This window comes from Nonomuraea purpurea (assembly GCF_042650645.1).
Lineage (GTDB): Bacteria > Actinomycetota > Actinomycetes > Streptosporangiales > Streptosporangiaceae > Nonomuraea > Nonomuraea purpurea.
Genome location: NZ_JBHSBI010000007.1, coordinates 111,461 through 132,079, shown reverse-complemented (window position 1 = coordinate 132,079; position 20,619 = coordinate 111,461). Strand labels below are relative to the sequence as shown.

Genomic DNA, 20,619 nt, shown 5'->3' with positions numbered 1-20,619 from the left:
GCTCAGGGCGATCGTAATGATGTAAGCGATACCTGGAGGTGATGGGGAATCAAACCCTGGGGTGACGCCGGGGTGGGCGGGCGAACGTAAGGTTGAGCAGGTGATCTCCGTCCAGCGCATCCGCCGGTTCGGCCGCCGGATCTCCGGACGCCGCCCCAGCCCGCCCGAGTCCCCCGCCGACGTCCTCTTGGTCCAGACCACACCCCTTTTGACCCTCCCGGCCTCACCCGGCGAGCCGGGGCCCGCCGAAACCGCAGGACCACAGTCGGACAAGCCCGACGATGCGGCCCCGCACCGGCGTGTCAGCGTCCCTGAAGTGGGGGGCCGGCTCCGTGGTGGGTTTGGGCGGATGCGGGAAGTGGGGGCGCTCGTCGTCCGGCCGTTCCAGTTGGCGTTGTTCCAGGGGGACGCTGACACGCCGCCCGCGTCCCGGCGCCTGTCGATACCGGTGGCGCTGCCGTGGCTTGGGACGATCAACCTGGTCCAGATCGCCGAGCTGATCCTGGCGTATGTGTTGTTCGGCACGACGCTGAGCATGGTGCTCGACTGGAACGCCGAAGCGGGCAGCCGGCAGATCGGGGAGGGTTTCGCCTATCTCACCGCCCTGGCCGCGGGCCTGCCGGTGGCGCTGCGCGACCGGTGGCCACTGGCCGCATGGCGGGTGGCGGCTGTGCTGGCTCCGGTCACCATCTGGGTGGCCGTGACGGTCGGCCGCAGTGGCAACGGCCCCCCGTACCTCGTTCCCGTCGTAGTCATGTACCTGCTGGTCCTGTACTCCGTCGCCGTCCGCTGCGATCGGCGGATCACGCTGGCGGTCTGGATCATCACGGTCCTGACCGCCTGGATCGTCCACCCCAATTCGATGGCGCTCGTCTCGGTCATCGTGTCGGTGGTCGTCCTGTTCGGCTACAACGTCCGGACACGCCGCACCGCCACGGCCAAGCTGGCCCGGGAGGAACGGCGGACGCGGGAGGCCGAGGGCGCGCAGGCGGCGCTGGCGGAGCGGGCCAGGATCGCCAGGGAGCTGCACGACGTGGTGGCGCACCACATGTCGGTGATCGCGATCCAGGCCGAGGCGGTGCCGTTGAAGGCGGCGGGTGATCCGGCGCAGCTCGAGGCGGGGCTGGCGGAGATCCGCGGGCTGTCGCTTGAGGCCATCGCGGAGCTGCGCAACGTTCTGGGCGTGCTGCGCGACCAGGACGGCAGGACCGACACCGCGCCGCAGCCCGGGTTCGACAGGATCGACGAGCTGGTCGCCAACGCCCGCGCCGCCGGGCTGGCCGTGCTGGTCAGGCGGGCGGGCGAGCTCGACGGGCTGCCTCCGGCCGTGGGACTGTCGGCGTACCGGATCGTGCAGGAGTCGCTGAGCAACGCGATGCGGCACGCCCCCGGCGCGACCGTCGCGGTGGACATTTCACGCGACAGCGACACGATCAGGGTGTGGGTCGCCAACGGCCCCGGCACCGCGCCGACCGGCGGACCGGCGAACGGAGCCACCGAGACGCGGGGGGCCGGTCAGGGGCTGGTGGGGATGCGTGAGCGGGCGGCACTGCTCGGCGGCGCGCTGGAAGCCGGCCCGAGCTCCGACGGGGGCTTCGAGATCCGCGCGACGCTGCCCATCCCCGACCAGGAGAGTGTGTCATGATCCGAGTTCTGATCGCCGACGACCAGGGGATGGTGCGCACGGGGTTCACGGTGTTCCTGAGCGCCCAGCCCGACATCGAGGTCGTGGGCGAGGCGGCCGACGGGCGGCAGGCGATCGAGCGGGCCGCGGAACTGAGGCCCGACGTGGTGCTCATGGACGTGCGCATGCCGGTCATGAACGGCCTGGAGGCGACCGGGGAGCTGGTGTCCCGCGGCGGGGCGGCGGCGCCGAAGGTGCTCATCCTGACGACGTTCGACCTCGACGACTACGTCTACGCGGCGTTGCGGGCGGGGGCCAGCGGGTTCCTGCTCAAGGACGCCTCCGCCACGCAACTCGCCGAGGCGGTGCGGGTGGTCGCGGCCGGGGAGGCGCTGCTCGCCCCGACCGTCACCAAGCGGCTGATCGCCGAGTTCACCCGGCTGCCCGGGGGCCGCTCGCCCGGCCACCGGCGGCCGAACGACCTGGGCGAGCTGACCGAGCGGGAGATGGAGGTGTTCCTGCTGGTCGCCCAGGCGCTGTCCAACCAGGAGATCGCGGAGAAGCTGTTCGTGGCCGAGCAGACGGTCAAGACACATGTCGGGCGGGTGCTGATGAAGCTGAGGTTGCGCGACCGGGCCCAAGCGATCGTCTTCGCGTACGAGACGGGGCTGGTGCGCCCGGGAGGGTGAGTGCGACGCCCTAACCGGACAACCGCGTCCGTGCCACGCGCCTGATGAGCTCGGAGTACTCCTTGTCGGACGTGGCGAACCCCAAGGTGCCGGTCTTCTGGTCGGTGAGCACGAAATAGAGCCAGGAGCCCTCGGCCGGGTGGAGGGCGGCCTTGAGCGCGGCCTCACCGGGGTTGGAGATGGGCCCCGGAGGCAGGCCGCGATGGCGGTAGGTGTTGTACGGCGAACGCCGCATGGTGTCCTCAGACGTGATGGAGCCACCGTTCCTGCCGAGGCCGTAGAGAAGGGGGCTGTCGAGTTTCAGCTGCAAGCCGCGGGCCAGGCGGTTGTGGATGACGCGGGCCACCTTCGGCATGTCGGCCTCGGTGGGCGACTCGGCCTGGACGAGGCTGGCGATGATGACGACGTCCCTGGGGGCGCGTCGGGAGGCCAGGCCGAGCTCGTCCGCCGTCTCACGGAAGCGGGCCACCATCCCGGTCAGGATCTCGGCGGGGGTGGCGGAGTCGGCGAACCTGTACGTGCCGGGATAGGCGAAGCCCTCCAGCCTGCCCTTGGCGTACGGAGGCAGGCCCAGTGCCCGGCCGTCCTCGGCGGCCCGCGCGAACGAGTCCGCAGGCTGGCCGGTCACCCGGGAGAGGCTGTCGAACAGGCGGGTGACCCGCCATCCCCCATCGGTGGTCACCTGGTGCATCCGCTGCGGCTCGGGACGCGCGGCCACGGGTGCCTGCGGCCGGCCCGCCTCGGGCGAGAGGGTTTTGACGGCGATCGTGCCGCCCATCGCCAGGGCGACGACGGTGACCGCGGCCGCCAGGGCGGTGCCCCTCCGGCTGGCAGGACGGTGCGCGAGGAAGCGGGCCGGGGGCGGCGGCACCTGCTCGTCCGCCATGTCGGCGAGGGTCTCACGCAGCAGGTTCTCAACGTTCAACGGAACTCCCTCACAGTGCTCAGTTCGGGGGCGGACGTCTTCAGCCGCTCCAGCGATCGGTAGATCTGGCTGCGGACCGAGCCCACCCGCACGCCCAGCAGGCGCGCGATCTCGGTCTCCGACTTGTCCTCGAAGTAGCGCAGGACGAGCATGGTCCGCTGCCGGGGCGTCAGCCGGGACAGCGCCGCCCGCATGGTCACGCGCAGGTCCGCCGCCTCGGCGTGCCCGTCGTCGGCCCGGTCGAGCCGCTCCTGTGTGCTCACCTCCACGACCCGCGACCGGCGGCGCCACCAGCTCACCTGTTCGTGGTACATGGTGCGGCGGACATATCCCTCGATGGCCTCGGGGTCGCGCAGGCCGCGCCACCGCGCGGCCGTCTTCGCCAGGGCCGACTGGACGAGGTCCTCGGCGGCGTGCCTGTCGCCGGTCAGCAGGTAAGCGGTGCGGAACAGCGCGCCCGACCTGTCGATGACGAACTGCCGCAGAGCCGCCTCAAAGCCTGGATCCACCCGTCCTCCTCTTGATGTCACCCACCAAGGACGAGCGGGGGGCACGGAACTATGCCGGAAACCAGAAGAATGTCAGGCGCGGGGGTGTCGCGTCGGAACCCGACAAGGCGGCGGGTCAGATCCAACAGGGCAGGCCGACCAGGTGCGACTCGGACGTGTCAGGGAACGCTCACAACCATGACGAACACTGCGGCGACCAGCACATACACGGCCCGACGGAGCACCGTCCCTCTCTACCGGCCGTACGACGAGGCGGTCCGCAACTTCGAGCACATGGTCCCCGCCGTCGACCCGGCCCGCTTCTTCAAGCTCGACACCTGGGACGCCGTGGTCCGGCTCATGAGCCAGGAGGCGCCACACGAGTTCCTGCGCTACCAGAGCCTGGACATATCACCGTTCATGGCCGCATCCGGAGCCACCGGGGAGTGCGTGGTCTACCTGATGGGCAATCATGTCATCGCCGAACGCATGTACCGCCACGACCCGTCGGTGATGCTCTACGCCCCTCTCCGCGTGGTCATCCAGGCCGACGTGTCCGGCCAGGCCGTCTTCGTCATCGACCAGCCCAGCACGCTCTTCGCCAGTTTCCACGACCCAGCCATCACAGCGGTGGGCCACGAACTGGACGAGAAGGTCTCCGCCCTCCTGGTGGCCCTGGGCGTTGAGAGCCCATGGTGATTCCGGGGTCCGAGCGGGTGCGTTCGGCGGGTGATCGCCGTACAGTCGGCTGGTGGAACCCGTTGAGCTCTTTCATCAGGTGGCGGCGACCGTGCCCGCCTACAGGGCGTTTCTGGCGGAAAATCACCTCGATCCAGCTGAAATCAGGACGTTGAAGGATTTCGGGCGGGTGCCGATGACGTCCAAGGACACCTACACCCGCCGTCACCCCCTCCCCGACCTGTGCCGCGACGGCGTGATCGGCGACATGATCGCGGTCTCCTCCGGCTCCACAGGGACGCCGTCGTTCTGGCCGCGTTCGGCCGATGACGAACGCGTCATCGCCGCCCGCTTCGAGGAGGTCTTCCGCGACTCCTTCGCCGCCCGCGAGCGGCGCACCCTGGCCGTCGTCTGCTTCGCCCTCGGCACCTGGGTGGGCGGGCTGTTCACCGTCAACTGCTGCCGCCACCTGGCCGAGCGCGGCTACCCGATCACGGTGGTGGCCCCGGGCACCGACCGGCGCGAGATCAGGCGCGTGCTGCCTGAGCTGGCCCCGTACTTCGACCAGGTGGTGCTGCTGGGTTATCCGCCGTTCCTGAAGAACGTCATCGACACCGAGGACCTGCCCTGGGCCGACTGGGACGTCAAGCTGGTCACGGCGGGTGAGGTGTTCAGCGAGGAGTGGCGGGCCCTGGTGGCGCGGCGGGCCGGGATCGCCGACCCGGTCAGGGGCATCGCCTCCCTGTACGGCACCGCCGACGCGGGCGTCCTGGGCAACGAGACTCCGCTGTCGGTCGAGATCCGCCGGTTCCTGTCGGCCCACCCGGACACGGCCAGGGCGCTGTTCGGAGAGTCGCGGCTGCCGAGCCTGCTGCAGTACGACCCAGGGGTGCGTTTCTTCGAGGAGCACGAGGGCACGCTGCTGTTCTCGGGCGACAACGGCGTCCCGCTGGTCCGCTACCACATCGCCGACGAGGGCGGCGTGATCCCTTACGAGCGCATGCTGGCCCTCGTGCGCGAGCACGGCTTCGAGCCCGAGTCGCGGGGACCGGAGCGGCCGTTCGTCTATGTGTTCGGGCGCAGCCACTTCACCGTGTCCTACTACGGGGCCAACGTCTACCCGGAGAACATCGCGGTCGGCCTGGAGCAGCCGGAGGTGAGCGGCGCGGTGACGGGCAAGTTCGTGCTGGAGGTGGCCGAGGACGAGCGGCGCGACCGGCAGCTGACGGTGACGGTGGAGCTGATGCCGGGCGAGAAGCCCTCCGACGAGACGGCCTCGGCGGTCGGCGCGTCGGTTCTGGCCCAGCTCCTGCGGCTGAACAGCGAGTTCGCCAACTATGTGCCGGCCGCCCAGCAGGCCCCGGTCGTCAGGCTGCGGGAGGCCGGCGACCCCGAATACTTCCCGCCGGGGGCCAAACACCGTTACACGCGTTGACCGGCCAGCGCTTCGGCGATCCTGCTCTCCGCCCACGGCACCATGAGGAAGCCGCGTTTGACCGTCAGTACCTGCACGCCCGCCGTCCACGACTGGACGCCGGGCACGGAGGCCAGCGTTCGTGAGGTGAAGTGGTGGATGTCGGCCGTGGTCGGCACGATCACCTCGCAGATCAGCGACGTCTGGCCCAGCAGGGAGGCGATCATCCGGACGCCGCGCTCGCCCGCCAGCCGTTCGGCGACGCCGTCCTGCATGCTGGGCTCGACCGACAGCCAGAACAGCAACTCGGCCTCGTAGCCGAGCGCGGCGGCCGGGATGAAGGTGGCCACGGTGGCGCAGCCGCGCTCCACCATGGCCTCGAAGCGCCGCCTGGCCGTGCTCTCGCTGATGCCCAGCCGGTTGCCGACCGACTGGAAGCCGGCCCGCCCGTCCTCGCGCATCGCGGCCAGCACCGCGCGGTCGACGTCGTCGAGGTGCGCGCGCTCGCAGGTGTGCAGGGGCGGCTTCAGCGCGAACGGCACCGCCTGCTCCCCCACCACCGGAACGCTCCAGTCGTAGCTGGTCTTGTAGGTGTGCAGCACCAGGTCGGCGACGCTCTGCTGGGTGCCGGGGATGGCGTGCACGAACTCCACCAGAATCGAGTACAGGTCGCGGTCCTTGGGCGCGACCAGCTCGAAGACGATGTCGTAGCCGCCGGTGACGATGGAGACGTAGCGGATGTCGGGGTTCTTGGCCAGCAGCCCGGCGACCTTGAGCTGGCTGCCGGGCGCGCAGGCCAGCCGGACGATGAACACGTGCACGGGCCCGTCGTGCTCCAGGTGCGGCAGCACCGCCACCCGGGCCAGGCCGGCGGCGAACAGGTGCTGGGCCCGCCGCGCCACGGTGGTGGTGGAGATGCCGAGCAACTGGGCGATGTCGGTCCAGCTCGCCCTGCCGTTCACGTGGAGCGCGGCGAGGATCTTCCTGTCGAGGTCGTCGAGATCTTCCATCGGGGGCATCATCGCGTGTTCAGCGCCGCTCGCGCACCTTGCCGAGGAAGTCGCGGACGGTCGCCTCCCACAGCTCGGCCTCCTCGACCTGCGGCGAGTGGCCGGACTTCTCGAAAACGCGCAGCTCCGCCCGGGGGATGAGGCGGGCGATGGTCTGGCTGCACTCGACGGGCGTGATCCAATCGTGCCTTCCGACGGTCACCAGGACCGGGGCCGTGATGCCGGGCAGCAGGTGCTTGATGTCGTAGTTGGGCTGGTTCACGGCGAAGGCGTGGTTGTGGGTGCGGTAGTGGTACGGGGTGGCTGCCACGCGCTGCTCGACCTTGGCCGGGTCGTAGTCGTGGTCGTAGAGCGGCAGGATCTCCCGCCAGCAGTCCTTCAGGTCGGCGTCGTCGCGGACGGTGCCGGACATGATGCGCTCCAGCTTGGCCGGGTCGATCCGCACCCGGGACGAGGCGGCGGCGTTGCGGGTGGCCAGTTCCTGGTTGGCGTTGTCGGCCGAGGTGTCGCGCAGCACGACGGCGCTGACGCGGGCGGGGTGGCGGGCGGCGTACTCCATGGCGATGAAGCCGCCGTACGAGCCGCCGGCGATCACGATGCGCTCGGCGCCGAGCCATTCGCGCAGGCCCTCGACGTCGGCGACCCACTGCTCGTGCGTGAACGGCCCGTTCTGTCCGCTCCTGCCCGATCCTCTGGCGTCGAAGACGACGACCCGGTACGCGTCGGCGAGCCGGCCGAAGCCGGCCTTGGGTTCGGCGAGCGAGCCGAGCCCCGGGGCGCCGTGGTGGGCGATGATCGTCTCCTCGCCGTCGCCGAGGATCTCGACGTTCAGCGGGTTGCCGTTGATGTCGACGAACACGTGTGTGCCTTTCAGATGATGACGTCGGTGAGTTCGCGCGGGTAGGCCGTCAGCCGGCGCGGCCCCGACTCGGTGACCAGGACGGTGTCGGAGATGCGGTAGCCGGCGTGCCCCGGCACGTACACGCCCGGCTCGCTGGACAGGATCATGCCGGGGGCCAGTTCGGTGGCGTCGCCGTCGGACAGCCACGGCGGCTCGTGGAAGCCGAGCCCGATGCCGTGCCCCTGCCGGTGGCGGATGTGCGCGCCCAGCCCGGCCTCCTCGATCACCGCCAGGCAGCGGCGGTTGACCTCCTCGCAGGTCAGGCCCGCGACCAGGGCCTCGGTGCCGACCTCTTGGGCCTCGCGGACGCTCTCGTAGTAGCGGGCCTGCCGCGTGGTGGGCTCGCCGATGACGAACGTGCGCTCGCTTTCGACGAACCGGCCCCCGACGGCGCAGCCGAGCGAGAGCATGAACGTCTCCCCCGCCCGCAGCCGGTCACCGCCGGGCAGCCGGTGCGGCTGGGCCGAGTTGGCTCCGCCGTAGACGAGGCCGCCGGTGAGCATGGGGACCACGACGACGTCCCGGTGTTTGGCGTACATGAGGCGGGCGCCGTGGGCGATGACGTGGGAGGCCAGCTCCGTCTCTGCGGGCAGCTCGCCGCCGGTTTCGAGGGCCGCCCTGACCAGCTCGACGCCGGCTTCCAGCATGGCGTCGGCGATGCGCGCGGCCTCCTCGTGCAGCGTGATCTCCTCGGGCGTCTTGCGCAGCCGGACGCGGCCGACGGCCTCGGAGGCGCTCCAGCGGGTGCCGGGGAACGCCTCGGCCAGGGCCCGGGCGCGGGCGACGCTGGTGGAGGGGGCGTACGCGGCGGTCGCGGGCCGGCGTACGCGCTCGGCCAGCACCGCGAACGGCGAGCGGCGGCCGGGGAACTCGGGATAGGCCACGATCTCGGCACGGGCCCGCTGGTCCTGGGCGTATTCGCGTTCGAGGTCCGGCACGAGCAGGACGGGGTCGTCGTCGAGCGGCAGCCAGCAGGCGACCGGACGCTCGTTCGGGAAGTGGTGGAATCCGGTGAGGTAGGCGACGTCGAGCGGGTCGTCGAGGAGCAGCGCCGACAGCTCCTCCTCGGCCATCCGCGCGCGTACGCGGTCGAGTGCGCCGGCGTAGAAGGCGTCGGGAAGCCGCTGGCTGAACATCACGAGTCGCTCCTGTGGTTACGGGCGTCGTTGTAGGCCACGGAGAGCAGCGTCGTCGACAGGACGAGCAGCAGGATGGCCAGCGACGGGAAGAGCGTGGTCCACCAGGCGGAGGCCAGCGAGCCGGACTGCTGTGCCTTGTGCAGGATCGTCCCCCATGACCAGCTGCTGGGGTCGCCCAGGCCGAGGAAGGACAGCCCCGCCTCGGCGAGCACGGCGCGGGAGGTGGTCAGCACGACCGACACGCCGACGACGGGGATGACGCCGGGCAGCAGGTGCTTGCGCACGATCCACAACGACGAGCCGCCGACGACCTTGGCCGCCGACACGAACGGCATGGGCACGATCGCCAGCGCCTGCGAGCGGACCACGCGGGCCACCTCGGGCCAGCTGAACAGCGCGATGACCACGGCCAGCGTGCGCACGCTCGGCCCGGCCAGCGCCGCCACCAGAATCATCAGCGGCAGCACGGGCAACGACAGCGACAGGTCGACCAGCACGCCGAGCGGCGTGTCGAGGCGGCGGAAGTAGGCGGCGCTGACGCCGATGAGCAGGCCGATCACGATGGCCAGCACGGAGGCGCTGACGCCGACCGCCATGCTGACCCGGGTGCCCCACACGACCTGGGCGAACACGTCCTGCCCGATGTCGTCGGTGCCGAACCAGTGGGCGGACGAGGGCGGCTGGGAGGTGTCCGTGCCGTACCCCTCGGGGAAGGGCGCGATCAGCGGCGCCAAGAGCGCGACGAGCGCCAGCAGGGCCAGCAGGGCACCGCTGGCCAGGCCGAGCGGGTTGCGGCGGAAGGCGCTCCAGGTCCGCTGCCTGGGCGTGAGCTCGATGGCGTCCGCGATCATGAGGTGCGCACCCTGGGGTCGAGGATTCCGTAGGCCACGTCCGTGATCAGGTTGGCGGCCACGACGGCCGCCGCGAGCAGCACGAACGCGCCCTGCAGGACGGGGAAGTCGAGCTGGCCGACGGCCTCGTAGATGGCGCGGCCGATGCCCGGGTAGGCGTAGATCGTCTCGGTCAGTACCGCGCCGCCGACCAGGGTGCCGAGCTGGAGCCCGGCGATGGTGGTGGTCGGCAGCAGCGCGTTGCGCAGGGCGTGCTTCCACACGACCCGCCCGGGCCGGACGCCCTTGGCCTTGGCCAGCGCGACGTAGTCCTCGCCGAGCGCGTCGATGAGCGTGGTGCGCATGGTCAGGACGTAGCCGCCGAGCTGGATGAGGACCAGCGACAGGCACGGCAGCGCCAGGTGGTGCAGCATGCTGAGCGTGGCGGCGAAGCCGGTGGCGTCGAGGTCGACCGCGCCGCCGATGGGGAACCAGCCGAGCCAGACGCCCAGGACGTACATGAGGAAGATCCCGACGCTCGGCACGAACAGCGACTGCGCGGTGACGCCGGTGATCTGGATCAGGCGGTCCAGCCACCCCTTGGCCTTGGTGGCGGCGAGCACGCCGAGCGGGATGCCCAGCGCGATCGTCACCACCATGGCCGAGATCGTCAGGATCAGCGTCCACGGCAGCCGCTCCATCAGCACGGTCGTGACGGGGATCGACTGGCGGAACGACATGCCGAGGTTGCCGTGCAGGAGCTGGCCGAGGTAGTCGACGTACTGCGCGCCGAGCGGCTGGTCCAGGCCGAAGTCGGCCAGGAGCTTCTGGCGCAGCTCCTCGGTCATGTTCGGGTCGGCCACGGCCATCACGGGGTCGCCGGGCAGCAGGCGGACCAGGAAGAAGGTGACCGTGACCGCGAACCACAGGGTGAGCACTCCGCGGGCCAGCCGCAGGCCGATGAACCGCATGGCGATCAGCCCGCCGGCTTGGCCGAGGCGAGGGAGAGCGGGTTCAGGATGGACAGCAGTTCGCTGGGCATCGGCTTGAACCCGGTCCACTTCGTGGAGTGCGCGATGTTGAACGTCTCCACGTACAGGACGTTGTCGTAGACCTGGTCGTGGATGATCCGCGCGGCCTCCTGGATGGGCGGCTTGGCCTCGGCGGGGCTGAGCGCCCGCTGCGCCTGGTCGATCAGGTCGTCCAGCTTGGAGTCGGTGACCTGGGCGTAGTTGATGAACCCGCCGGTCTTGAAGGCCAGCCCGAGGTTGGCGGGCGGGTTGTCCATGACGGCCCACGATCCGGCGTAGATGTCGAAGTCACGTTTGAGCGACTTGTCCACGTACGTGTTGCGCTCCAGGCCCTGCAGCGTGATCGTGATCCCGGCCTTCTTCGCCGAGTCGCGGACCATGGGGGCCCAGCGGGCGATGTTCGGGTCGGCCTGGTCGTAGATCATGCTCAGGCCGAGGTTGCTCACCCCGGCCTCGGCCAGCAGCTTCTTGGACTGCTCCGGGTCGAAGGCGTACTCCTGCGAGGACGGGTCGACGTAGTCGGGCAGCGAGGGGGTGAGCACGCTGGAGTTGGTGGACTTGGCGTAGCCCTTGAGCGCGATGTTCCTGATGGCCTCGTAGTCGACGGCGTGCGCGAGCGCCTTCCTGACGCGGACGTCGTCCAGCGGCTTGCGCTTGGTGTTGTACTGCAGGTGCGCCCAGCCCAGCGACGGGATCTGCTGCAGCTTGACCTTCGGGTCGCTCTTGAGCTCGGCCGCGGTGGCGGGCGGCAGCACGTTGCCGATCAGGTCGATCTCGCCGTTGCGCAGCGCGAGGACCTCGGTGTTCACGTCGGGGAAGACCCGGAAGACGATCTCCTTGACGGTCGGCCGGCCGGGGCCGAAGTCGTCCACGCGCTGCATGATGTAGCGCTGGCCGCGCTCGACCTTGGTGAGTTTGAACGGCCCCGCGCTCACCCAGTTGGCGTCGTTGGCGAACTTCTGCACGCTGGGCGCCTTCTCGAAGACGTGCTTGGGCACGACCGGCAGCCAGAAGCCGACGTTGTCCAGGAACGTGCCGTCGGGGCGCTTGAGGGAGAATTCGACCTCGGTCGGCGAGACGGCCTCGGCCTTGTCCAGGGCGGTGATGAGCCCGGCGACCACGCCGAACTTCTCCTTCTGCACCGTCGTCACCGAGAACACCACGTCCTCGGCGGTGACCGGCTTGCCGTCGGACCACTTCATGTCGTCGCGCAGCTTCACCGTGGCGGACTTGCCGTCGTCGGAGTAGGACCACTCGGTGGCCAGGTACGGGACGCGCTTGCCGGCCTCGTCCATCTGGGTCAGGTGCGGGTACATGAGGTTGGTGACCCACGAGTCGGTTCGGCTGTTGCCGACCAGCGGGTTGTAGTTGACCACGTCGGCGGTCGTGCCGATGGTCAGGCGGTCGGCGGTGGCCGGCGCGGCGCTCTGGGAGGACGACTGGCCCGGCACGCTCGGGGCGCAGGCCGCCGTCGCGATGGCCAGCGCGGTGAGCAGGATGACACCTCTCATCAGAACCAGACCTCTTCCAGCACGCGCATGACGTTGCCGCCGACGACCTTGGTGATCTCGTCGTCGGAGTAGTCGTGGGCGACGAGCCAGGCGATGATGTTCCAGAAGCACTCGGCCGGGTTCTCCAGGCCGTCCACGTAGGCGACCTTCTCGTAGGAGGTGCCGGCGTGCGCCTCGTTGAGCGACAGGTGCTCGGCGAAGGTGTCGTGCAGCCCCACGTGGTCGCCGAACAGCGTGTCGGGCCCGAAGGCGACGTGGTCGATGCCGACCAGGTCCACGCAGTAGGTGAAGTGGTCCATGACCGACTCCAGGCTGTGGCGGGGGTGGTCGGGCGAGAGCGTGGTGTGCGGGGCCGCCTCCAGGCCGATCACGCCGCCGCGCTCGGCCGCCGCCTTGATGACGGAGTCGGGCTTCATCCGGTTCGTCGGCCAGACCGAGCGGGCGCCCGCGTGGGTGATGAGGATCGGCTTGGTGGAGTGGCGGATCGTGTCGAGTGAGGTCTGGTCGCCCGAGTGGGAGACGTCGATGGCGATGCCGAGTTTGTTCATGCGGCGTACGGCCTTCTCGCCGAACAGGGTCAGGCCGCCGTCGCCGCGCTCCTTCAGGCCGCTGCCCAGGGTGTTGGCCTCGCTGTAGGCGATGCCCATCTGGCGGACGCCGAAGCCGTACAGCATGTCGATCCTGTCGACCTCGTTCTCGATCATCGTGGCCGCCTCCAGGGCGAGCACCAGTCCGATGCGGCCGCTCGCGTGCGCCTGGCGCACGTCGGCCAGGCGCTCGACCTTGATGAGGAAGTCCTGGTGTGCCAGGTCCGACAGGCGCATGCCGATGTCGGCGATCACGTCGTTCCACTTCCAGCCCGCCTGGCTGGTGATGCAGCAGGTGCCGTCCATGAGGTTGTCGAAGACGACCGTCATGCCGGAGCGGGCCAGGCCGGCGTAGCCGGTGTGGTGGCGGGCGGTGCGGTTGTAGTCGACGGTCTGGCCGATGTCGTCGGGGAAGATCGACGGGTGGTCGTGCAGCGAGACGACCAGGCTGTCGGTGAGCAGGCGGCGCACGCGCTCGGTCTGCTCGGTGGTGAGTTCCGGCCCCTGGTACGCCGGAACCCGGCCGAGCTCGGGCGCCAGGTCGAACTCGCGGTAGTCGACGCCTGCTTCCAGGTACTCGTAGGAACGGTACCCCTTGTAGCTCTTCGCGGCTTCCAGCACTTGCAATCCCCTTCATCCGATTTCGTGGAAGCTTGCCAGGATCGGGCGTGAGAGGCAATAGTGGAGTTGTTTTTCGGCAACTTGAGCTGAGTTAACGCCAAGTTTCGTCACTTCTGAGGAGGGGGTGCGGTGAGCGAGGCACCCGTCCTGGACATCCGCGATCTCCACGTCACCTTCACCGCCCATGGACGCGAGATCCCGGCAGTGCGCGGCGTGGACCTGACCATCGAACGCGGCCAGACGTTGGCGCTGCTGGGCGAGTCGGGATCGGGCAAATCCGTCACCGCCAAGGCCGTCATGGGGTTGCTCGACGGCCCGAACGTCCGGGTGCGCTCGGCGGCGGCCCGGCTCGGCGGCCGTGACCTGACGGCGATGTCCGCCGAGGAGCGCCGGGCGCTGCGCGGCAGCGCGATGACGCTCGTCTTCCAGGACGCCCTGTCGGCGCTCAACCCGGTGCTCAGCGTCGGCGACCAGGTCGGCGAGCTGTTCCGGGTGCACAGGGGCGCTTCGCGCAAGCAGGCCAGGGCCCGCGCGGTCGAGCTGCTGGACCTGGTGGGCATCCCGGCCGCCGCCAGGCGCGTCAACGACTATCCGCACCAGTTCTCCGGCGGGATGCGCCAGCGCATCCTCGTGGCCATGGCCGTGGCGCTCGAACCCGACCTGATCATCGCCGACGAGCCGACGACCGCGCTGGACGTGACCGTACAGGCGCAGATCCTGGCGCTCATCGACCGGCTGCGGCGTGAGCTGGGCACCGCCGTGCTGCTGATCACCCACGACCTGGGGGTGGCGGCCGAGGTCAGCGACCGGGTGGCGGTGATGTACGCCGGGCGGATCGTGGAGAGCGGCGAGGTCGGCGAGCTGTACGACCTGCCCGCCCACCCCTACACCGACGCGCTGCTGGCCGCGATCCCCGACCTGGACAGCCCGGCCGAGTCGCTGCGCGCCATCCCCGGGGCGCCGCCGAGCCCCGCGACCGTGCCGCCCGGGTGCTCCTTCGCGCCGCGCTGCGCGCGGGCGAGCGAGGTGTGCTCGACCACACGCCCGGCGCTGACGCTGCTGCCGACCGGCACCGGCCGCTACGCCGCCTGCCACCACTTTGAGGAGATGCTCGATGCCGCCCGTGTCTGACCAGCCCGTGTTGCGCGCCGAGGGGCTGCACAAGACCTACCGAGGCGGGATGTTGTCCAGGGGCGGGGCCGTGCGCGCCGTCGCGGGCGTGGACCTGGAACTGCACGCCGGCCAGACCCTGGGCATCGTCGGCGAGTCGGGCTGCGGCAAGTCCACGCTGGCCCGCATGCTCGTCGGCCTCGAACGCCCCGACCAGGGCGAGGTCACCTTCCGCGGCCGGCCCTTCTTCGCCCGCGGCGGCGTGCCGCGCGACATCAGGCGGCGTGTCCAGATGGTCTTCCAGGACCCGCTGACCTCCCTGAACCCGCGCATGACCGTGCACGACATCGTCGCCGAGCCGCTGCGGGTGCACCGGCTGTGCACCGGCGCGCGCGCCATGCGGGAGCGGGTAGGCGAGCTGCTGGAGCTGGTGGGCCTGTCCCCCGACCGGATGAACCGGTTCCCGCACGAGTTCTCCGGCGGGCAGCGGCAGCGGATCGGCATCGCCCGCGCCCTGGCCACCGAGCCCGACGTGATCGTGTGCGACGAGCCGGTGTCGGCGCTGGACATGTCCGTGCAGGCCCAGGTGGTCAACCTCTTCGCCGAACTGCAGCGCACGCTCGGGGTGGCGCTGGTGTTCATCGCCCACGACCTGGCCGTGGTGCGGCACGTGTCGCACCGGGTCGGCGTGATGTACCTCGGGCGGCTGGCCGAGGTCGGGCCCGCGGCCGGGGTGTACGGGGCGCCGGCGCACCCGTACACGATGGCGTTGTTGTCGGCCGCGCCCGTGCCGAAGCCGCACCTGCGCGGCCGGTCGCGGATCATGCTGGCGGGCGACCCGCCGAGCCCCGTCGCGCCGCCGCCCGGATGCCGCTTCCACACCCGCTGCTGGAAGGCGACCGAGCGGTGCGCCGAGGTCGAACCCGCGCTGGAGGCGGTCGGCGACCACTACGCCGCCTGTCACCACGCCGACCGTTAGGCCGCCTGTCACCACGCCGAACGTTGGAAGACGCGCCGCACGACGTCGTCCTCGCGAACCCCGAACGCCCCCAGCATCCGCTCGGCGAACTCCTCCAGGTCGTCTTCGACGGTCTCGGCGAGCCGTCTGGCCTTGTCCGAGATGCCGCGATCCTCCACCAGGCTGCCGGTGAACAACACCATCGTGCCGCCGGGCGGCGGCTTGAGCCAGCTCGGGCAGCACGCCGAGCAGGAGGTTGACGCTCCCATCCGGCGTCAACCCTTGGTACGACGCGGAAGTTCAAACCCTGCGGTGACGCCGACGACGGCACCCTCTTCGTAACGTCTCCGGCATGGTCAGAAACCTCGCCCTGGCAGCGATCCTCACCCTCGGCGCGTTCTTGGCCCTGCCGGGTCGGCCCGCCGAGCGGTTGGTGAAGGTCTATGGCGACCTGGCCACCGCCGACCGGGTGGCGGTCGTCGTGCCGGGCGCCGACACGACGCGGGAGACGTTCGACGTCGGCACCGAACGCCCCGGCGGCGCGGCGCGAGCGTTGCTGGCCGAGGCGGCCAGGCTCGCCCCGCGAGAGCGGCTGGCGGTGGTGGCGTGGCTCGGCTACGACGCCCCGCCCACGGTCAGCCTGGCCGTGCTCACCGACGCGGCGGCCGTCTCAGGAGCGGCCGAACTGCGCCGCATGGTCACCGAACTGCGCGGACGCACCCCCGCGCCGGTGTCTCTCCTGTGCCACAGCTACGGCTCGGTCGTCTGCGCCAAGGCCCTGCCCGGCTTACGGATCACCGACATGGCGGTCTTCGGCAGCCCAGGTTTGGCGGGCGCCCGAATCCCCCCGCAGGTCCGCGTCTGGACGGGGCTCGCGGACAACGACTGGATCCGGTTCGTGCCCAAGATCAGGCTGGGCCCGCTGGGCTTCGGCGCCGACGCCATGGACGGCGCGTACGCCGCGCATGTCTTCGAGACGGGCTCCGGCGGCCACAGCGGCTATTTCACCCCCGGTTCCCCGTCTCTGCGCAACCTTGCCCTGATCGCTCTCGGGCGCGGCGGCGAGGTGACCTCTTGACTTGGCCTTTCGTGGGTACGTGAGATGAGAGGAGGGTTTTAATGACATGGTGTCGTCATCAGCTTGACGATGGATGCCGAGGTTTGTGACACTTCGTCATGAAACGCTAGCGCGAGTTGGGGTGGGCCGTGACGACGTCGTTCTCTGAGACCTTGAGGAATGCCACCTGGGGCGACCACCAGTCAGCCGAGTCCGAGGGCTACCTCACCGAGCTGATGAACGGCAGATTGAGCGAGCACGAATACGGCGAAATGGTAGCCCAACACTACTTCGCCTACGTCGCCCTTGACGGGGTGTCGCGGCAGCTCGCCGAGCACCCGGTGGCCGGCCGCTTCGTCTTCCCCGAGCTGTACCGAGAGTCAGCCCTGGAACGGGACCTCACCACCGTTTACGGCCCGAGCTGGCGCACCAGGATCGCCCCCTCCAAGGCCACCCGCACGCTCGTCGCACGCATCCACCAGGTCGCCGACTGGCCGGGCGGCTACATCGCCCACCACTACACCCGCTACCTGGGCGACCTGTCCGGCGGGCAGTTCATCCGGATGGAGCTCCAGAAGATCTACGGCTACCAGAAGGGCGGGGGCGTCGACTTCTACATCTTCGACGAGCTGGGAAGCCTGCCGCGTTTCAAGAACGAGTACCGGGCCCGGCTGGACGAACTGGAGCTGGACGAGCGCGAACAGCAGCGGATCATCGGGGAGGTGCGGCTGGCCTACCAACTGAACACCGAGGTCCTGGCCGAGCTCCAACACGTGGTCGCCGCCGCCTGACCCATCCCCGGCCACCATGGCCGCTCCTGCCACCATGACCGGCCTGGCCCTCTCGGTCCTGCTGGTTTCCGCCACGCCCTCGGGATCATGGCCGGCCTGGTCCCCTCGGTCTTGCCGGTTTCCGCCGCACCCTCGGGGCAGGCCCCCTGCCGTCACCTGGCCGCGCTGACTTCTGCGGCTTCTTCACCCTTGGCCGGCCAGTTGCGCCTGGCCGTCACGGCTGCGCGAGCGTCGCCTCGGCGATCGCCGCGAACCATGCCATCACCTCTCGCGCCACGCCGGGCCCACACCAGCCGAGGGCAGGTCAACGCCAGGTCAAGTCTCGTACCAGAACCGGAATGCGATGAACGTTCTGGGGCGCGGCCCTAGACTTGGATCGTTCGTTGTCTTGTATAGTTCGTGTTTATGAAGTCAGGTATGGCGTCATGACCGCATCCCAGACTCCGACCACCGCCGAGGAACTGCGCGCGGCCGGCCTGCGGGTCACGGCCGCCCGCGTCGCGCTCCTGGAGATCGTCCGGGACGGCGACCACCTCGACGTCGAGGAGATCGCCTCCGGGGTGCGCGATCGCGTGGGCCACATCTCGCTTCAAGCCGTGTACGAGGCCCTCCACGCGCTCACCGCGGCGGGGCTCCTGCGCCGTATCGAACCGGCCGGCAGCCCGGCCAGGTTCGAGGGGCGCATCGGCGACAACCACCACCACGTCGTGTGCCGGTCGTGTGGTGTCGTCGCCGACGTCGACTGCGCGGTCGGCGAGGTTCCCTGCCTGACCGCGTCCGACAGCCACGGTTTCGTGATCGACGAGGCCGAGGTCATCTATTGGGGCCTGTGCCCCGCCTGTTCCACCGCCAGCAGTTCCTGAGCACCGTGATAGTCCGGAAGGATTCCCATGTCTGAGAACAACGACGCAATCGTCACAGACGCGAAGACCGAGGGTGGAGGTGGCTGCCCGGTCGCGCACACGCGCGCCCCGCACCCGACTCAGGGCGGCGGAAACCGCCAGTGGTGGCCGGAGCAGCTCAACCTGAAGATCCTCGCCAAGAACCCGGCCGTGGCCAACCCGCTCGGCGGGGAGTTCGACTACGCCGAGGCGTTCAAGAGCCTTGACCTGCCGGCCGTGAAGCGGGACATCGCCGAGGTGCTGACGACCTCGCAGGACTGGTGGCCGGCCGACTTCGGCCACTATGGCCCGTTCATCATCCGGATGGCGTGGCACAGCGCGGGCACCTACCGCATCAGCGACGGCCGCGGCGGCGCCGGGGCCGGGCAGCAGCGCTTCGCGCCGCTCAACAGCTGGCCGGACAACGGGAACCTCGACAAGGCCCGCCGCCTGCTGTGGCCGGTCAAGAAGAAGTACGGCCGCAAGCTCTCGTGGGCCGACCTCATGATCCTGGCGGGCAACGTCGCCCTGGAGTCGATGGGCTTCAAGACCTTCGGCTTCGCCGGTGGCCGTGCGGACGTGTGGGAGCCCGACGAGGACGTCTACTGGGGCCCCGAGACCACCTGGCTCGGCGACCAGCGCTACACCGGCGACCGCGAGCTGGAGAACCCGCTGGGCGCCGTCCAGATGGGCCTCATCTACGTCAACCCGGAGGGCCCGAACGGCACCCCCGACCCGCTCGCCGCGGCCCGTGACATTCGTGAGACGTTCCGCCGGATGGCGATGAACGACGAGGAGACGGTCGCGCTGATCGCGGGCGGTCACACGTTCGGCAAGACCCACGGCGCGGGCCCGGCGGATCACGTCGGCCCCGACCCCGAGGCCGCCCCGATCGAGGCGCAGGGCCTGGGCTGGAAGAGCAGCTTCGGCACCGGCAAGGGCGGCGACGCGATCACCAGCGGCCTTGAGGGCATCTGGACGAACACCCCGGTGACCTGGGACAACAGCTTCTTCGAGATCCTGTACGGCTACGAGTGGGAGCTGTTCAAGAGCCCCGCGGGCGCCAACCAGTGGCGGCCGAAGGGCGGCGCAGGGGCGGGCACCGTGCCCGACGCCCACGACTCGTCGAAGAGCCACGCCCCGACGATGCTGACGACCGACCTCTCGCTCCGCGTCGACCCGATCTACGACGAGATCTCGCGGCGCTTCCGCGACAACCCCGACGAGTTCGCCGACGCCTTCGCCCGCGCGTGGTTCAAGCTGACCCACCGCGACATGGGCCCGATCGTGCGCTACCTCGGCTCGGAGGTTCCCGCCGAGACGCTGCTGTGGCAGGACCCCCTGCCCTCGGTGACGCACCAGCTCATCGACGCCGGCGACGTCGCCGCGCTCAAGGCCCAGGTGCTGGCCTCGGGGCTGACGGTGTCGCAGCTCGTGTCCGCCGCGTGGGCGTCGGCCTCGTCCTTCCGCGGCAGCGACAAGCGCGGCGGCGCCAACGGCGCCCGCGTCTGCCTGGAGCCGCAGAGCGGCTGGGAGGCCAACGACCCCGACCAGCTCGCGGTGGTGCTGCGCGCCCTTGAGGGCATCCAGCAGGCCTTCAACGCCGCCCAGAGCGGCGGCAAGCAGGTCTCGATCGCCGACCTGATCGTGCTCGCCGGCGGCGCGGGCGTCGAGAAGGCCGCCAAGGACGCCGGGTACGACGTGAAGGTCCCCTTCACGCCGGGCCGCGTGGACGCCGCGCAGGAGCAGACGGACGTGGAGTCGTTCGCCGCGCTCGAGCCGACCGCCGACGGGTTCCGCAACCACCTGGGCAAGGGCAACCGGCTGCCGGCCGAGTACCTGCTGCTCGACCGGGCCAACCTGCTGACCCTGAGCGCCCCCGAGATGACCGTCCTCGTCGGCGGTCTGCGGGTCCTGGGCGCGAACACCCAGCAGTCGCCGCTCGGCGTCTTCACCGCGACCCCCGAGGTCCTGACGAACGACTTCTTCGTCAACCTGCTCGACCTGGGCACGACGTGGACGGCGACGTCCGAGGACGCGAACACCTTCGAGGGCCGTGACGCCACGGGCGCGGTCAAGTGGACCGGCAGCCGGGCCGACCTGGTCTTCGGGTCGAACTCCGAGCTGCGGGCGCTCGCGGAGGTCTACGCGAGCGACGACGCGAAGGAGAAGTTCGTGAACGACTTCGTCGCGGCGTGGGACAAGGTCATGAACCTGGACCGGTTCGACCTCGTCTGATCGTCGATCCTGGCGTCCAGGCCGGCCTCCGCGCCGGCCGGCCTGGACGTCCTCGGCCCGCACCATCAAGCGCACACCGGCCGAACCGTGCGACGACCCCACAAGCCAACAGCCCCACAAGCCAACGGCCCCACGA

At 70.3% G+C, this 20,619-nt stretch carries 20 protein-coding genes; 10 read left to right on the top strand and 10 right to left on the bottom strand.

All coding sequences use genetic code 11. The features are described 5' to 3' along the window. Nucleotides 1-100: 100 nt before the first annotated feature. Nucleotides 101-1,645 (top strand): sensor histidine kinase, encoded by a 1,545-nt coding sequence (locus tag ACFOY2_RS15960; protein WP_379528795.1) that lies wholly within the window; start codon nt 101-103, stop codon nt 1,643-1,645. Then, nucleotides 1,642-2,313 (top strand): response regulator, encoded by a 672-nt coding sequence (locus ACFOY2_RS15955; protein ID WP_379528794.1) that lies wholly within the window; start codon nt 1,642-1,644, stop codon nt 2,311-2,313. Before ACFOY2_RS15960 ends, ACFOY2_RS15955 begins: the two co-directional genes overlap by 4 nt. 10 nt (nt 2,314-2,323) lie before the next feature. Here the strand turns inward: ACFOY2_RS15955 and mltG are convergent, their stop codons facing one another. Both mltG and ACFOY2_RS15945 read right to left on the bottom strand, forming a co-directional pair. After that, nucleotides 2,324-3,238 (bottom strand): endolytic transglycosylase MltG, encoded by a 915-nt coding sequence (gene mltG / locus ACFOY2_RS15950; protein ID WP_379528793.1) that lies wholly within the window; start codon nt 3,236-3,238, stop codon nt 2,324-2,326. Then, entirely contained in the window at nt 3,235-3,747 is a 513-nt protein-coding gene (locus tag ACFOY2_RS15945) for a SigE family RNA polymerase sigma factor (RefSeq protein ID WP_379528792.1), read from the bottom strand. The genes mltG and ACFOY2_RS15945 overlap by 4 nt, the downstream gene beginning before the upstream one ends. Before the next feature lie 177 nt (nt 3,748-3,924). Here ACFOY2_RS15945 and ACFOY2_RS15940 point away from each other — a divergent pair, with 177 nt between their 5' ends. Together ACFOY2_RS15940 and ACFOY2_RS15935 are read left to right on the top strand one after the other, a co-directional pair. After that, the gene (locus ACFOY2_RS15940; protein WP_379528791.1) at nt 3,925-4,425 is read left to right on the top strand and encodes a DUF302 domain-containing protein; all 501 of its coding nucleotides are present in this window, start codon (nt 3,925-3,927) and stop codon (nt 4,423-4,425) included. A gap of 52 nt (nt 4,426-4,477) precedes the next feature. Then, nucleotides 4,478-5,839, top strand: coding sequence for a phenylacetate--CoA ligase family protein (locus tag ACFOY2_RS15935; protein WP_379528790.1), 1,362 nt, complete (start codon nt 4,478-4,480; stop codon nt 5,837-5,839). On the opposite strand, the gene ACFOY2_RS15930 is transcribed toward ACFOY2_RS15935, so the two are convergent. From ACFOY2_RS15930 to ACFOY2_RS15900, 7 genes are read right to left on the bottom strand one after another with little or no spacing between them, the layout of a single operon-like run. Next, nucleotides 5,827-6,828: an Lrp/AsnC family transcriptional regulator gene (locus tag ACFOY2_RS15930; RefSeq protein ID WP_379528789.1), complete on the bottom strand. Its 1,002-nt coding sequence runs from the start codon at nt 6,826-6,828 to the stop codon at nt 5,827-5,829. The genes ACFOY2_RS15935 and ACFOY2_RS15930 overlap by 13 nt on opposite strands. 19 nt (nt 6,829-6,847) lie before the next feature. Then, a complete protein-coding gene (locus ACFOY2_RS15925; RefSeq protein WP_379528788.1) occupies nt 6,848-7,687 on the bottom strand; it encodes an alpha/beta fold hydrolase in 840 nt (279 codons plus the stop codon). A gap of 11 nt (nt 7,688-7,698) precedes the next feature. Next, complete coding sequence (locus tag ACFOY2_RS15920) at nt 7,699-8,865, bottom strand: M24 family metallopeptidase (protein WP_379529012.1); 1,167 nt, start codon at nt 8,863-8,865, stop codon at nt 7,699-7,701. Continuing rightward, nucleotides 8,865-9,719, bottom strand: a complete 855-nt coding sequence (locus tag ACFOY2_RS15915) for an ABC transporter permease (RefSeq protein ID WP_379528787.1) — start codon at nt 9,717-9,719, stop codon at nt 8,865-8,867. The genes ACFOY2_RS15920 and ACFOY2_RS15915 overlap by 1 nt, the downstream gene beginning before the upstream one ends. Continuing rightward, on the bottom strand, nt 9,716-10,669 hold the full coding sequence (locus tag ACFOY2_RS15910; protein WP_379528786.1) for an ABC transporter permease: 954 nt from the start codon (nt 10,667-10,669) through the stop codon (nt 9,716-9,718). The genes ACFOY2_RS15915 and ACFOY2_RS15910 overlap by 4 nt, the downstream gene beginning before the upstream one ends. Nucleotides 10,670-10,674: 5 nt before the next feature. Next, nucleotides 10,675-12,240, bottom strand: a complete 1,566-nt coding sequence (locus ACFOY2_RS15905; protein WP_379528785.1) for an ABC transporter substrate-binding protein — start codon at nt 12,238-12,240, stop codon at nt 10,675-10,677. Beyond that, nucleotides 12,240-13,448 carry a dipeptidase gene (locus tag ACFOY2_RS15900; protein ID WP_379528784.1) on the bottom strand — a complete coding sequence of 403 codons (1,209 nt, stop codon included), beginning with the start codon at nt 13,446-13,448 and terminating at the stop codon, nt 12,240-12,242. Before ACFOY2_RS15900 ends, ACFOY2_RS15905 begins: the two co-directional genes overlap by 1 nt. A gap of 129 nt (nt 13,449-13,577) precedes the next feature. Here ACFOY2_RS15900 and ACFOY2_RS15895 point away from each other — a divergent pair, with 129 nt between their 5' ends. Both ACFOY2_RS15895 and ACFOY2_RS15890 read left to right on the top strand, forming a co-directional pair. After that, complete coding sequence (locus tag ACFOY2_RS15895; protein WP_379528783.1) at nt 13,578-14,579, top strand: ABC transporter ATP-binding protein; 1,002 nt, start codon at nt 13,578-13,580, stop codon at nt 14,577-14,579. Then, complete coding sequence (locus ACFOY2_RS15890; protein ID WP_379528782.1) at nt 14,563-15,537, top strand: ABC transporter ATP-binding protein; 975 nt, start codon at nt 14,563-14,565, stop codon at nt 15,535-15,537. Before ACFOY2_RS15895 ends, ACFOY2_RS15890 begins: the two co-directional genes overlap by 17 nt. Nucleotides 15,538-15,545: 8 nt before the next feature. On the opposite strand, the gene ACFOY2_RS15885 is transcribed toward ACFOY2_RS15890, so the two are convergent. Beyond that, nucleotides 15,546-15,785: a hypothetical protein gene (locus tag ACFOY2_RS15885; RefSeq protein ID WP_379528781.1), complete on the bottom strand. Its 240-nt coding sequence runs from the start codon at nt 15,783-15,785 to the stop codon at nt 15,546-15,548. A gap of 83 nt (nt 15,786-15,868) precedes the next feature. On the opposite strand from ACFOY2_RS15885, the gene ACFOY2_RS15880 reads away from it, so the two are divergent. The 4 genes from ACFOY2_RS15880 to katG all read left to right on the top strand — a co-directional run bounded on the left by ACFOY2_RS15880 (nt 15,869) and on the right by katG (nt 20,483). After that, nucleotides 15,869-16,594 (top strand): alpha/beta hydrolase, encoded by a 726-nt coding sequence (locus tag ACFOY2_RS15880; protein WP_379528780.1) that lies wholly within the window; start codon nt 15,869-15,871, stop codon nt 16,592-16,594. A 128-nt stretch (nt 16,595-16,722) separates the two neighbouring features. Next, nucleotides 16,723-17,364 carry a biliverdin-producing heme oxygenase gene (locus ACFOY2_RS15875; RefSeq protein ID WP_379528779.1) on the top strand — a complete coding sequence of 214 codons (642 nt, stop codon included), beginning with the start codon at nt 16,723-16,725 and terminating at the stop codon, nt 17,362-17,364. A gap of 425 nt (nt 17,365-17,789) precedes the next feature. After that, a complete protein-coding gene (locus ACFOY2_RS15870; RefSeq protein ID WP_379528778.1) occupies nt 17,790-18,227 on the top strand; it encodes a Fur family transcriptional regulator in 438 nt (145 codons plus the stop codon). A 27-nt stretch (nt 18,228-18,254) separates the two neighbouring features. Continuing rightward, nucleotides 18,255-20,483, top strand: a complete 2,229-nt coding sequence (gene katG / locus ACFOY2_RS15865) for a catalase/peroxidase HPI (RefSeq protein ID WP_379528777.1) — start codon at nt 18,255-18,257, stop codon at nt 20,481-20,483. Nucleotides 20,484-20,619 lie beyond the last annotated feature (136 nt).

Coding starts and splice junctions, on each gene's coding strand:
- ACFOY2_RS15955 (WP_379528794.1), top strand. CDS start 1,642: ATGATCCGAGTTCTGATCGCCGACGACCAGGGGATGGTGCGCACGGGG.
- ACFOY2_RS15940 (WP_379528791.1), top strand. CDS start 3,925: ATGACGAACACTGCGGCGACCAGCACATACACGGCCCGACGGAGCACC.
- ACFOY2_RS15930 (WP_379528789.1), bottom strand. CDS start 6,828: ATGGAAGATCTCGACGACCTCGACAGGAAGATCCTCGCCGCGCTCCAC.
- ACFOY2_RS15920 (WP_379529012.1), bottom strand. CDS start 8,865: ATGTTCAGCCAGCGGCTTCCCGACGCCTTCTACGCCGGCGCACTCGAC.
- ACFOY2_RS15915 (WP_379528787.1), bottom strand. CDS start 9,719: ATGATCGCGGACGCCATCGAGCTCACGCCCAGGCAGCGGACCTGGAGC.
- ACFOY2_RS15910 (WP_379528786.1), bottom strand. CDS start 10,669: ATGCGGTTCATCGGCCTGCGGCTGGCCCGCGGAGTGCTCACCCTGTGG.
- ACFOY2_RS15905 (WP_379528785.1), bottom strand. CDS start 12,240: ATGAGAGGTGTCATCCTGCTCACCGCGCTGGCCATCGCGACGGCGGCC.
- ACFOY2_RS15890 (WP_379528782.1), top strand. CDS start 14,563: ATGCCGCCCGTGTCTGACCAGCCCGTGTTGCGCGCCGAGGGGCTGCAC.
- ACFOY2_RS15885 (WP_379528781.1), bottom strand. CDS start 15,785: ATGGGAGCGTCAACCTCCTGCTCGGCGTGCTGCCCGAGCTGGCTCAAG.
- ACFOY2_RS15880 (WP_379528780.1), top strand. CDS start 15,869: ATGGTCAGAAACCTCGCCCTGGCAGCGATCCTCACCCTCGGCGCGTTC.
- ACFOY2_RS15870 (WP_379528778.1), top strand. CDS start 17,790: ATGACCGCATCCCAGACTCCGACCACCGCCGAGGAACTGCGCGCGGCC.
- katG (WP_379528777.1), top strand. CDS start 18,255: ATGTCTGAGAACAACGACGCAATCGTCACAGACGCGAAGACCGAGGGT.